General features: G+C 63.5%; 13 protein-coding genes. 6 read left to right on the top strand and 7 right to left on the bottom strand.

Translation table 11 applies throughout. The features are described from left to right. Window positions 1-1,341: an MATE family efflux transporter gene (locus WBN73_RS10140; RefSeq protein ID WP_337340085.1), complete on the bottom strand. Its 1,341-nt coding sequence runs from the start codon at window positions 1,339-1,341 to the stop codon at window positions 1-3. Between the two features lie 41 nt (window positions 1,342-1,382). Here WBN73_RS10140 and WBN73_RS10135 point away from each other — a divergent pair, with 41 nt between their 5' ends. From WBN73_RS10135 to WBN73_RS10125, 3 genes are all read left to right on the top strand, one after another. Further along, on the top strand, window positions 1,383-1,982 hold the full coding sequence (locus tag WBN73_RS10135) for an antibiotic biosynthesis monooxygenase (RefSeq protein ID WP_089597001.1): 600 nt from the start codon (window positions 1,383-1,385) through the stop codon (window positions 1,980-1,982). Then, a complete protein-coding gene (locus WBN73_RS10130; protein ID WP_089597002.1) occupies window positions 1,979-2,389 on the top strand; it encodes a GNAT family N-acetyltransferase in 411 nt (136 codons plus the stop codon). The genes WBN73_RS10135 and WBN73_RS10130 overlap by 4 nt, the downstream gene beginning before the upstream one ends. Before the next feature lie 67 nt (window positions 2,390-2,456). Next, on the top strand, window positions 2,457-2,891 hold the full coding sequence (locus WBN73_RS10125; RefSeq protein ID WP_089597003.1) for a DoxX family protein: 435 nt from the start codon (window positions 2,457-2,459) through the stop codon (window positions 2,889-2,891). A 129-nt stretch (window positions 2,892-3,020) separates the two neighbouring features. On the opposite strand, the gene aztD is transcribed toward WBN73_RS10125, so the two are convergent. Then, the gene (gene aztD / locus WBN73_RS10120) at window positions 3,021-4,334 is read right to left on the bottom strand and encodes a zinc metallochaperone AztD (protein WP_337340086.1); all 1,314 of its coding nucleotides are present in this window, start codon (window positions 4,332-4,334) and stop codon (window positions 3,021-3,023) included. Between the two features lie 136 nt (window positions 4,335-4,470). Between aztD and WBN73_RS10115 the strand changes: the two genes are divergently transcribed. Next, on the top strand, window positions 4,471-5,445 hold the full coding sequence (locus tag WBN73_RS10115; protein ID WP_337340087.1) for an acyl-CoA thioesterase: 975 nt from the start codon (window positions 4,471-4,473) through the stop codon (window positions 5,443-5,445). Between the two features lie 297 nt (window positions 5,446-5,742). On the opposite strand, the gene WBN73_RS10110 is transcribed toward WBN73_RS10115, so the two are convergent. From WBN73_RS10110 to WBN73_RS10090, 5 genes are all read right to left on the bottom strand, one after another. Then, window positions 5,743-6,480 (bottom strand): VOC family protein, encoded by a 738-nt coding sequence (locus tag WBN73_RS10110; protein WP_337340088.1) that lies wholly within the window; start codon window positions 6,478-6,480, stop codon window positions 5,743-5,745. Between the two features lie 188 nt (window positions 6,481-6,668). Continuing rightward, window positions 6,669-7,322, bottom strand: a complete 654-nt coding sequence (locus tag WBN73_RS10105; RefSeq protein ID WP_207595523.1) for a GntR family transcriptional regulator — start codon at window positions 7,320-7,322, stop codon at window positions 6,669-6,671. Window positions 7,323-7,441: 119 nt separating this feature from the next. Further along, window positions 7,442-8,434: a transketolase family protein gene (locus WBN73_RS10100; protein WP_337340089.1), complete on the bottom strand. Its 993-nt coding sequence runs from the start codon at window positions 8,432-8,434 to the stop codon at window positions 7,442-7,444. Then, window positions 8,431-9,336 carry a transketolase gene (locus WBN73_RS10095; RefSeq protein WP_207595525.1) on the bottom strand — a complete coding sequence of 302 codons (906 nt, stop codon included), beginning with the start codon at window positions 9,334-9,336 and terminating at the stop codon, window positions 8,431-8,433. Before WBN73_RS10095 ends, WBN73_RS10100 begins: the two co-directional genes overlap by 4 nt. Window positions 9,337-9,399: 63 nt before the next feature. After that, a complete protein-coding gene (locus tag WBN73_RS10090) occupies window positions 9,400-10,737 on the bottom strand; it encodes an MFS transporter (RefSeq protein ID WP_337340090.1) in 1,338 nt (445 codons plus the stop codon). A gap of 205 nt (window positions 10,738-10,942) precedes the next feature. Between WBN73_RS10090 and WBN73_RS10085 the strand changes: the two genes are divergently transcribed. Then, complete coding sequence (locus WBN73_RS10085; protein ID WP_337340091.1) at window positions 10,943-11,785, top strand: sugar phosphate isomerase/epimerase family protein; 843 nt, start codon at window positions 10,943-10,945, stop codon at window positions 11,783-11,785. Window positions 11,786-11,814: 29 nt separating this feature from the next. Beyond that, the gene (locus tag WBN73_RS10080; protein WP_337340092.1) at window positions 11,815-12,588 is read left to right on the top strand and encodes an SDR family NAD(P)-dependent oxidoreductase; all 774 of its coding nucleotides are present in this window, start codon (window positions 11,815-11,817) and stop codon (window positions 12,586-12,588) included. Window positions 12,589-12,619 lie beyond the last annotated feature (31 nt).

The following is a 12,619-nucleotide window of genomic DNA, read 5'->3' as shown; positions in this document are numbered from 1 at the left end:
TTAGTGGGAACCCAGCACCATCCATCGATCAGTGCGTGCGCGAAGCCCCAAAGTCACGCCGCGGGCAAGCATGTAGCCCAGAGCAAACGCGGCCCACAGCCACAGGAGCCCCGCCTCGCCGTCGGGCCTTAACTGGTGGATGGCCACCAGCAGCGGCAGGTAGACCACCAGATTGACGACGCCGGCAATCGCCAGATAGCGCGCGTCGCCGGCACCGATGAGGACTCCGTCCAGGACGAAGACATAGCCTGCCAGCGGCTGCCCGACCGCCAGGACCCAGAGAGCGACGGTGAGGGCGGAGCGGACACCGGCGTCGGGAGTGAAGAGGTAACCGGCCCAGGGTGCCGCAATGGCAAGGAGCACACCGGTGATCACGCCGAATCCCAGGCCCCAGCGGATCATGGTGCGGGTCAGCTCACGGACGCGTTGGGCGTTCCTGGCGCCGAGTTCCTTGCCGATCAAGGCTTGCGCGGCAATCGCCAGGGCATCCAGGGCGAACGCGAGGAACGAGAAAATGGTCATGGCCAACTGGTGTGCCGCGAGATTCACGGCACCTTGGGCGGTGACCACCAAAACCGTGGCGAGGATGGCAAGGCGGAGACTCAGGGTGCGCAGCATGAGCCACGAACCCACCTTGGTCATGGCGCGGACGCCATGCCAGTCGGGCTTCAAGGACACGCCGTGTTGCCGGGCATTCCGGCTCACCATCACCAGATAAACCGCCGCCATGGCCCACTGCGCAATGCTGGTGCCGATCGCCGAGCCAGCTACCGAGAGGTTCAGTCCGTAGACCAGGAACAGGTTGAGGGCGATGTTCAATGCAAAACCAGCAGTGGCCACCAGCAAGGGAGTCCGGGTGTCCTGGAGCCCACGGAGGACGCCGGTACCGGCGAATATGAGCAGCATCGCGGCCAGGCCAGGCATGGACCAGCGCAAATAGTCGACGGCGAACTGCCTCACGTCTCCAGCTGCTCCCATGAAGCCAACCAGCGGTTCAGCCGCCACAAAGCCAACCACCGCGAGGACCAGGCCCAGCAGCAGCGCCAGCCACACGCCGTCGCGCCCTGCCGCCAAAGCCTTGCCCAACTTGCCGTCGCCGATCGCCCGGGCCACTGCCGGCGTCGTCGAATACGCCAGGAAAACCATCAGCCCCACTGCGGTATGCAGAATAGTGGACGCGAGCCCTACACCGGCCAGTTGGTCGACGCCCAGGTGCCCAACGATTGCGGAGTCGGCCAGCAGGAACAGCGGCTCGGCTATGAGCGCGCCGAACGCGGGGACGGCCAGGCGGAGGATCTCGCGGGCGTTGGAGCGCGTGGGGGTAATTGTGGTTTGTGGCACTAAACAAGCCTAGTCCGCCGATGGCCGGGTACATTTGGGCCGTGTCACACGAGCATCCCGTCACCGTTTCCGTCGCCCGCACCATCCTGCCGGGCTATACCCGCCAAGCCAACGCGTGGGCCCACGCCGGCCAGGAACTCGCCCGCGAATGGCCGGGATACCTGGGGTCGGGGTGGGTTCGCAACGGGGTGGACTCCACCGAATGGCACATGCTCTATCGCTTTGCTGACGCCGAGTCGCTGCAGGAGTGGGAAGACTCCGAGGAACGGCGCTGGTGGATCGACAGCGCCAGGGACATGATGGAGACCACCCGCGTGGAGCGTCACACGGGAATTGAGGGCTGGTTTTCGCGGCCTGGCGACGTCTCGGTGGTGGTACCCGAAACAGTGGTGCCGCCGCGTTGGAAGCAGGCCATCAGCATCTTCCTGCCGTTCTTCCCGTTGAGTCTGCTGGCCAACTTCCTGCTGCATCCGTTGACCCAGGACTGGCCGTTGGTGTTCGCGGTCCTCTTGAACATCGTGATCCTCACGCCGTTGATGACGTACATCTTCCTGCCGATCACCACCCGGCTGCTGCAGCCATGGCTTCAGGCGAAGCCCCGCGGCAGCCGTCCCGTTCGGACCAAGGGGGCTGCGCGATGACCTACGTTCTTTCCGCAGACAAGGACCGCGTTGATCGCGATTGGCTCTGGAATGAACTCTCCACCAACGTCTACTGGGGGAGGTGGCGCACTCGCGCCGATGTTGAAGCACAGCTGGACAACGCTTGGCGGATCGTGGGTGCCTACGATTCCCGCACCGGCGCCATGGTGGGCTACGCCCGGGCGTTCTCCGACGGAGTCGCCATCGCTTACCTGGCCGACGTTTACGTCCACGAATCCGCGCGCGGCCAGTCGCTGGGCAAGGCCATTGTCCGGGAAATGATCGACGCCGGGCCGGGGGCAAACTTCCGCTGGATGCTCCACACCAGCGATGCACATGGGCTGTACCAGCAGTTCGGTTTTGCAGAACCGGATGCCCGCTACCTTGAGCGTCGCGAAGTCAGGTAGCTGGGAGTTTGGTCATAAAAAGCCACGATTAGTTGACACTTCAACTTAACTCCTGAAGGGTTGAAGTATGAACAAGTCCAGCTTGACCACCACAGCCCTGACCATCCTGCGCGTTATTGCAGGATTTCTCTTCGCCGCGCACGGTTGGCAGAAGTTCAACGAATTCACCATTGCAGGCACCCAGGCCTCCTTCGCCCAGATGGGCGTGCCCGGCGCCTCGGCCGTGGCGCCGATTGTTGCAACCCTGGAGCTCGTGGGCGGCATCGCGCTGATCATCGGGCTCCTTACCCGCGTGTTCGCAGCGCTCCTGGCCGTCAACATGCTCGGCGCACTCTTCCTGGTGCACGCGCCGGCCGGCGTCTTTGTCGGCAACGGCGGGTACGAGCTGGTGCTGCTCTTCGCCGGAGCCGCCTTGGCCCTCGCACTGGCCGGTGCAGGCAAAATCTCCGCCGACGCCGCACTGTTCGGCCGTTCAGGATCCAAGCTCCGCGTCCTCGCATAAACCACCCACCGACGCTCTCTCACATAACAGCCCCTATACAGCGACGGTCTCTCACTTTCTTGAGAAAAGTGAGAGACCGTCGGCGTTTAAGCACCGGGATGTGAGAGAGGATCGGGGATGTGAGGGGGACTAGCCCTTGACGCCGGTCAGCTCGTTCGGGACATGCTCCACCTGCGCCGACTTCGCCACCTTGCCGGTCTTCAAGTCCACCGCGTGGATGGTGCGAGTCGCCGGCTCGGTGACGAACGCCGTCGAGCCTTGGACAAAGAGCGTTGGCCGCGGGTCCTGCCAGGTTGTGGATTCTTCCCAAGCCCCAACTACCGGGATCGTCGACGTAACGGTACCGGTCAGGGGATCGATCACACGCAGGCCGCCATCCGTGCCAAGTACCAGCGCCTCACCGGCGGGCCCGCGGCCGAGCGAGCGGAAGGAGTAGCTGGTGCCGATATCCACCAACTGCAGGCTGGCCGTCTCAGTATTAACCAGGGAGATCCGCGTGGGCCGCTCGAGCTCGGCAGCCTTGTCCACCTTGTAGTCACCGAGAATGACCGGCGACTTTTCGGACCCCGCCTGGTTTCCCATCCGGCCGTAGGCATCAGGGCTGGCAACCTTGGTAATGGCGCCATCTTTGTAGATGAGCATCCCGTTTTCGCAGCCAACCACTACAGCTTCGTTGGCGGCTACGGCCTCGCCGTGAACTCCGGGGCATTCTTCGTTGCGCACTACTTCCTTGCGTTCCTGGCCCTTGCCCGCCGACAGCACCGCGATGCCCGAGCGCCCCTCCTCGTTGCCGAGTGTCACCAGGAGCTTGCCGTCTTCCAGTTCCACAGCCACACCGTGATGTGCCTCGGGCGTTGTGTAGACGTCCGTCGCGGGCAAGTTTCCGTCCTCTACTGCAGCGGCCAGCGCAGAGGTTTGGAAGCTCTCTACCTTCCCGGAACCGTCGTTGAAGAGCACGGTCTTGTCTCCGTGCAGCACCACGTGACCGGCCTTGTCTGCCGCAAACGCCAACTCAGTCAGCTTGGGCTCGGCCACATAGTGGTGGCTGTGATCTCCGTGCGGCTCCGTCCAGGCGCCTGCGTCGAAGAGGCGGAAGGAGTCGCCTGTGGATACGAAGACGTGCCGGCCATCGCCGGCCGGGTTGAGCCGGTTGAAACCGGACATTTCAGCACTTCCCACCTGCTCAAGCGAGGTAGCGTCCAGAACTGAAATGCCGGCGTCGTGGGTGTAAACGAGCCGCGGAGTCGGCGCCCCAGCCTCCTTTGCGCTGGGTGCGGAGGTGGCTTGGGGCGCTGCGTCGACTGCGTTGCCGACTGAGCCACCAGGGGCGGCGCACGCTGTCAGCAAGAGGGCAGAGAGCCCGACGGCGGCAATCGGCTGGGCGCGAAGTCGGCTTTTGCGCGTACTGCGGACAGGGGGCATGGGAGTGGGGTGATGAGGCATGACTTAAATGATATTGATTCTCATTTGTGGTGCAACTCGAGCTGCCGATCGGGTGCACTTGAGGTGTCTGTCCACGCGGACAGCCGGGTCTGACTTACTCACGTAACAGAAACCTGCCGACAGTAAGATTCCAAGCATGAGCGAAGACGCCGCCAATTCAGTGACCCTCCGTTTCCTCGCGGCTCCCATGGACATCGGACACAGCGGGTCAGTCGACGCCGGCACGGTCCTTGAGTGGGTGGACAAGGCAGCCTACGCAGCAGCAGTGGGCTGGTCGAAGTCGTATTGTGTCACCGCTTATGTGGGCAACATCCACTTCACGGATCCGGTCAACAGCGGCGACATGGTGGAGGTGACGTCCACCATCGTCTACACCGGCCGCTCTTCCATGCACATCCACACCGTGGTCAGCTCGCGTGATCCCAAGGGCGGCCCTGAGACGATGCACAGCCAGTGCATGGTGATCTTTGTGGCAGTGGGGCCCGACGGCAAGCCGATTCCCGTCCCCCAGTTTGAGCCGTCTACGCCTGGAGAGATCGAGCAACGAGACCATGCCTTGGCGCGCATCGCGGTCCGCGAGGAGATCGTCAATGCGATGAACGCCCAGGAATATACCGACGCCGGCACCGCCGAGCGCGTTGTCCTGCGGTTCATGGCGTCCCCCACAGATGTGAACTGGGGCGGCAAGGTCCACGGCGGCATCGTCATGAAATGGATCGACGAAGCCGCTTACGTGTGCGCCTCCCGGTACGCCGGGAAGGACACCGTGGCTGTATTCTCCGGCGGTGTGCGTTTCTACCGGCCACTGCTGATCGGTCACGTCGTAGAGGTCGAAGCCCGTCTCGTCTACACCGGCGCCAAGGGCATGCACATTGCAGTCCACGTCCGCTCCGGAGATCCCAAGACCCGCGAAATGAACCTGACCACGTATTGCCTCACGGTGATGGTGGCGCGCGATGAAACGGGCACTGCCGTGCCGATTCCGTCCTGGGTACCAGTCTCCGAGGAGGACAAGAAGCTGCACGCCCATGCCCGCGAACTGCTGGAAATCCGTGGGCGGGCACCCGGAAACCGGCTGCCGGATCACCTGTTGAAGGCTTCGGGCCACTAACGTTGGGCAACTAAGGGAGCCGGCTCACCCTGAGTATCGAAGCGCGCGTGAGCTGTCCGTCATCGGTGAAGGCCCACCGTCGGCCGGGTTGGCCCCGGCTGCAGCCATGCCATCGCTGCCGCCTCCCATGAACCGGGGCCCTGGAGCATGAACTGATAGCCATGCAGTCCTTCATCGAGGACCTGATCGATCTGGCCCGAAACAAGGAGTCCCTTCCTTCATCGAAGAAGTTGATCTCAACGAACTTGTTCCTTACGCTGCCGCTGGCCGAAGGCAGCTAGGCACCTCGTCTGTTCGTCAGCCTGGCCGCAGTACACAGAATTCGTTGCCCTCGGGGTCCGCGAGGCAACGCCATGACACGTCGCCCTGGCCGACGTCAGCGTCAACGGCACCCAGGGTGTGTAAACGGTCCACTTCTGCCGCTTGATCGTCACCGGAGTAGGGCATCAGGTCGAGGTGTATTCGGTTCTGCAATGAGTCAGGGGCCGCCGTCCGGAGCAACTCCAGATATGGCCCGACCCCCGCGGACGAACGCAGCCTAGCGTGTTCATCCGTCACCTCGTGGAGGGTCCAGTCCATGGCACGGCTCCAGAAGGTGGCCATGGCCCGCGGATCTGCGCAATTGACCACCACAGTGGCAATAGGTCCGGTGTCTTGGTAGATCGGGCGGGGTTCCAACACGCAGAACAGGTTGCCCTCGGGATCTGCCAGCACCGTCCATGGCACCTCTCCCTGCCCTATATCGGCCGGAGTCGCGCCGAGCTCCTTGAGCCGCGCAATAAGTTCCGCCTGGTGGGCAGCAGAGGTGGTAGCGAGATCGAGATGCACCCGGTATTGCACCGTCTCCGGGTCCGGAACTGTCACGACGTCAACGCAGACGGCTGAAGGGTCAGGCCACGTGAAACCCACGGGTTCAACGTTGGTCACACCGGGCCCCTCACTGGAAGTACCCCATCCGAGGGCGTCAGCCCAAAACTTCCCGAGAGCAGAGTCATCCCGGGCTTTGAAGTTCACTTGAACAAGTCGCAGTCCCATGCCGCACTACCCTATACCTGACCCGAGCCAGATACCGGAGCATCACCACTGTCCGCAGGCTCTGCCCTCTCGAGAGCGGCCACCAGATGTCCTTCGCTGCGTAGCGCCTGCTGCTCAGCAACGGGGACCCTATCGGAGGTATAACCGGTTACGGCCATCGGCAATGTCGGCCAGCCGAGGCTGTAGCACTACCCCACCAAGTTCTCCGCAGCACCGTCCATGTGCGCGATGATCGTCTCCCTCGCCTTGGCCGCGTTCCCGGTCTCAATGGCGGCAACAATGTCGTGATGCCGCCCGACACTCATGTTCCGCGTGGCTCGTTCCAGGCCGGCGAACATGATGGACATCCGGATGGAGCCCTCCAGTGATTCCCACGAATGCAGCAAGGTTTCGTTCCCGGACAGGCGGCAGAGCGTGCGGTGGAACTCGAGGTCGGATTCGATCCGCTCCTCCAGTGAGGACTTGGCGGCTTTGTCCATATTATCGACGGCGGCACGCAGCTCTGCGAGCGCGGCTTCCTTATCGGACATGTCACTAAGGGTCCGTGCAGCCAATGATTCCAGAACGCCGCGGACGGCGAAGATGTCACGGATTTCCTTGACGTCCAGGTGCCGCACGGACATGCGGCCTCGCGCTCCGGCTGAGATCAGGCCTTCCTGCTCCAGCTGGCGCAGGGCTTCGCGGAGGGTGCCGCGGCTGATCTGCAGCATCTCGGAAAGTTCGGTTTCCACGAGGTGCCGCCCGGGTTCGAGTTCACCACTGGTGATGGCGGTGCGCAGTGCTGCGAGCGCCTGTTCGCGCAGGCTCTTCTTCTCAAGTCCCAGCAGGGATGCGGTGGCCATGGTGTGTCCTCGGTTCTTTGGGCAACTGCTGACAGTCCGGTGTTAACAGTTGATACTACGGGCAGGAGTGCGGGACGGGCAGTCATGGCCGTCCCTCACTCCTGCTCGATAACAACAACTCAGCCGAGCTCTGCCAGCACCTTCGACACGATCCGGTCCACAGACAGTCCGTACCGTTCGTGCAGCGTCGGCAGCGCACCGGCGTCGAGGAACTGGTCCGGAAGCGCGATGGGAACCACGCGCTTGCCGAGACCGGCCGTCACGACGGCGGATGCAACAGTTTCGAACAGACCGCCAACAACGGTGTGGTTCTCCAGCGTGACGGCGAGCCGGTCGGTGTTGAGTTCTGCCAGGACGGTTGCGGAGTCGAACGGCTTGATGGTGGGCGTGTGCACCACAGCCACATCCACGTTATGGGCAGCCAACGCATCTGCTGCCTGCAGCGCACGCATGGTCATCAGGCCGGAGGACACGAACACCACGTCGTTGCCGCCGCGCAGGACCTTCGCCTTGCCGAGCTCGAACGTGTAGTCATACTCATCCAGGACCGTGGGGACGTTGCCGCGCAGCAGGCGCAGGTACGTGGGCCCTTCGGATGAAGCGAGCTGGGGCACAGCCTGCTCGATGTCCACGGAGTCGCAAGGGTCCACGATGGTCAGGTTGGGCATGCCGCGGAAGATCGCCATGTCCTCGGTGGCCTGGTGGCTGGGTCCGTAGCCGGTGGTCAGGCCCGGGAGGCCGCCGACGATGTTCACGTTAAGGTTCGGTTCGGCGATGTCCAGGCAGAGGAAGTCGTAAGCACGGCGGGCTGCGAACACGGAGTAGGTGGAAGCGAACGGGATCAGTCCCGTTTCGGCCATGCCCGCGGCGGCGCCGAAGAGGAGCTGCTCGGCCATGCCCATCTGGAAGAACCGTTCCGGAAACGCCTTGGCGAAGATATGCATATCGGTGTACTTACCGAGGTCTGCCGTAAGACCGACAATGCGGGAGTCAGCCTCAGCGGCCTTGACCAGCGCGTGTCCGAACGGAGCGGAGGTGGTCTTCTGGCCCGGGTCCGCGAAGGACGCGATCATGGCGGAGGTCTTGAGCTTCGGTTTGGTCACTGTGCTCATGCTGAAACCGTCCCTTCGTATCCAGCGGTCAGCTGTTCGCGGCAGATCTGCCACTCGTGTTCTTCGATGCGCATGAAGTGCGCCTTTTCACGGGTCTCCAACAAAGGCACACCGCGGCCCACCTTGGTGTCGCACAGGATCACGGACGGCTGCCCTGAAGCAGACTTTCCCGCAACCGCCCTGCGGCTGGCGATGTTGTCGAACGCTGCCAGCAGCGCACCGACGTCGTTCCCGTCCACGCGCTGGGTGTACCAGCCGAACGATTCCCACTTCTCGGTGACCGGCTCGGTACGGAGCACGGTGTCGGTGGCGCCGTCAGCCTGGAGGGCGTTGATGTCCACCATGGCCGTCAGGTTTCCGAGCTGGTGGTGGTGCGCGCCCATGGCGGCTTCCCACGTCGAGCCTTCGTCGAGTTCGCCATCGGAAAGGAAGTTGATCACCCGCGACGGGGAGCTTTGCAGGCGCAGCCCAAGAGCCATGCCGACGGCGATCGTCAGGCCATGGCCCAACGAACCGCCGGAGATTTCCATGCCCGGGGTGTACGTGGACATACCGGACATCGGCAGGCGTGAATCGTCGGAACCGTACGTTTCGAGCTCAGCGACCGGAACGATCCCGGCCTCGGCCAGCGCGGCGTAGTGCCCGATTGCGTAGTGCCCCGTGGAGAGCAGGAACCTGTCGCGGCCTTCCCAGTGCGGGTCTTCGGCCCGGTAGCTGAGCTGGTCGGCGTAAACGGCGGCCAGCATGTCAGCGGCGCCGAGCGCCTGGCCAACGTAGCCCTGGCCCTGGACCTCGCCCATGGTCAGGGCGTGGTGGCGGATGCGGTACGCGGCGGCACGGATGCGGTCAACGCGGTCGGCCGCAGGGGCGGCCGGAGCCGCTTCAACTGAGGAGAGAGTCACTGGTTTCCTTCCGGAGTCGGGCGCGTACCGATGGGGAGAACGCGCACGACGTCAATGGGTGCTTTAGGCGTTTACCTTCTGGGGAGTTTTGCTGGCGGCTTCTTCGGCGAGCTCACGCTCACGCTTGCCCCAGGTTTCCCGGGTGATCAGTGCTGCCCACAGGCCGATGGCTGCGTAGATGCTGAACAGCAGCGCCGGTCCCATCCAGCCCATGCTGACGAACAGCAGGGTGGTGATGAAGGGGGTGAAGCCGGAGACCATGGCGGAGATCTGGTAGGACAGCGACGCGCCGGACGACCGTGTCTTGGCTTGGAAGAGCTCCGGGAACCATGCACCCTGGGCGCCGGCGAGGGAGTTCTGGCAGACAGCGTAGGCGATGACGATGGTGGCGATGATCAGGAGGAACAGGCCGGTGTTAACCAGCATGAACATCGGGATACCGAAGACCACTGCGAAAGCCGTTGACCAGATGTAGACGGGACGGCGGCCCACCTTGTCGGTCAGTTTGCCCCAGAAGTATGTGGCGAAGATGCCGATGCCGGCAGCGACACAGAGGGCAACGAGGGTTTGGGTTTTGTCTGCCAGCTGGTTGGTGTGCAGGTAGGAGATCATGTACGTCACGGAGACGGCGTACCCTGCGGTTTCGGCGATACGGAGGCCGATGCCCCGGACGATGTTGCGCCAGTCGGTCTTGATGACCTCAACGATGGGGGACTTCACGATGTCGCCCTTGGCCTTGACGTCTTCGAACACCGGGGACTCGGGAACCTTGGAGCGGATGATGAGGCCCACGGCCACCAGGACGATGCTCGCAAGGAACGGTACACGCCAGGCCCATTCGCTGCCGAGTCCTACGCTGCCGAGGAAGACGAGGTTCGCGAGGAGGAGTCCCACGGGGAAGCCGGCCTGCACGATGCCTGTGAACTGGCCCTTTTTCCGCCAGGGTGCGTGTTCGTAGCTCATCAGGATGGCGCCACCCCATTCAGCACCGAAGGCCAGGCCTTGGATGATGCGGACAAGGACAAGGAGCGCAGGAGCCAGCAGCCCCACCTGCGAGTAGGTCGGCAGGAGGCCAATGGCGAAGGTTGCCAGGCCCATGAGGATGAGCGAGGCCACGAGGACTGGCTTACGGCCAAGCTTGTCGCCGAGGTGGCCGCCGATGATGCCACCCAACGGACGGGCAGCGAAGCCGACGCCGAGGGTCGCGAAGGAGGCCAGGGTGCCGGTCACCGGGTCGGCGCCCGGGAAGAATGCCGTACCGAAGTAAAGTGCAGCGGCGGTGCCGAAACCGATGAAGTCGTAGGTTTCGATGACTGCGCCAACGCCGGAACCGACGGCGACGCGCTTTGCTTCCTTGGTTCCATGAACCGGACCACGCATGGTCAGAGCTTCATTGCTCATCTGTCTTTTTCCCTTTCGAAGAGTGCGGCGCTTCTTCGGCAACCCCACTGTCGACAGTCAACATAATACGACAACTGTGACGCAGGGCACCAGCAATGTCAACAGTCAACTTTCAAGGTTGACTGTTGACAGTTAACGCAGCTAACGTGGTTTGCATCACTAAGGCACCTCGCCGACGAGGGCCCCAACATGAGGATCGACGACGATGTTCCATTCACGACTGGGCTGTTCTTCCATCAGCTTCCGCCACCAGGATTTGGCAACAGCCCTCCGCACCATGCGCGGTCTCGGATTCGAAGAGATCGACCTCGGCGCACTCCCGGGCGTCTGTGACCATGTGCCGTACGTACTGGACGTGGAGGCAGTCGAAGCGGTCGCCGCCGTCGTCAATAGCTCGGGACTGCGCGTCCGCTCGGTCAACGGCGACGTCGGGGACCTGAACGCAGCGCTCGACGCCGCTGCGCAGCAAGAGCGCGAACGGCACCTTGGGATGCTTCTCGCCCTGGCCTCCAGGACCGGCGCGAAGGCGCTCGTCCTGCCATGCGGTGCCATCGACCGCGACCCCTTGCGGAGCCTCGAAGAGGACATCGACGTTGTAGCAACCCAACTGATCCACGCCTCGCAGCGGGCGGCAGAGTTCGGCGTCGAGCTGTGGACGGAATCCCTGCACTACTACCGGCTCTGCTGGAACACCGAACGCGCCCAACTGCTCGCGGACCGCCTGGCCGGGTCCGACGTCGGCATCGTCATGGACTTCAGCCACATCGTTGCCTCCGGAGGCGATCCCGTGGATTTCATCCGCCGCGTCGGCTCGCGGATCAGGCATGTCCATCTGAGGGACGCCGTACCCGCAACGGAGACCGGGCCGGGCAACATCAACCTCAGCATCGGCAACGGCAAGGCCGACTTCGCAACCGGACTCGCAGCACTGAGGACCGTGGGCTACACCGGCCACTTCTCACTGGAGCTCGAAACCCGTGATGTCACGCACGACGAACGTCCGGCGGCTGCGGCGAAAGCGGCCAGCTTCATTACAGACCTCATCTAAACCGCGCCATCTCATATTCAAGGAGCACCATGACCACCATCCAGCGCACCGCAGTCCTCACCGGAGCTACCTCCGATCGCGGCATTGGCCTCACCACGGCCCGCCGCTACGCCAACCAGGGCTGGGGCATCGTCATCCTGGACCTCGACGGCGAGAAGTCCGCCAAGGTTGCAGCCGAGATCGCCAACGAATTCAACGTTCCGGCGTTCGGCTACGAAATCGACGTCGCCAACGAAGCTTCAGTCACCGCAGCGCAGGCCGCCGTCGCCGCTGAAGTTGCCGCCGGAAACCTCCCGCCTGTAGGAGCCCTCGCCAACATCGCCGGCATCACCTCGCCGGTCCCGTTCCTGGAGACCACGCTTGAGCTGTGGCACAAGGTCATGGACGTCAACGCCACCGGTACGTACCTGGTCACCAAGGCGTTCCTCCCGGACATGATCGCCAATGGATGGGGCCGCATCGTGAACATGTCCTCGGTGTCCGCCCAGCGCGGCGGCGGCGTGTTCGGCAAGGTTCCCTACTCCGCAGCCAAGGCCGCCATCCTGGGCTTCACCAAGGCACTCGCCCGTGAAATCGGCGAGACCGGAGTGACCGTCAACGCCATCACTCCAGGCGCCGTGGACACCAACATCCGCGTCGGCAGCACCGAAGAGCAGGAAGCCGCCATCAACGCCGGCATCCCCCTGGGCCGCAACGCCACCACCGAGGAAGTCGCCGCCGTGATCACGTTCCTCTCCTCCGAGGAAGCCGCCTACCTCACCGGCACCACCATCGATATCAACGGCGGCAGCCACATCCACTAATTCGAGCCGCTCGAAGGAAACCCAGGACCCA

Source organism: Paenarthrobacter sp. CCNWLY172, assembly GCF_037402035.1.
Lineage (GTDB): Bacteria > Actinomycetota > Actinomycetes > Actinomycetales > Micrococcaceae > Arthrobacter.
Note: the sequence above shows the minus strand (reverse complement) of the source record. Positions and strands in the feature narration are given on the sequence as shown.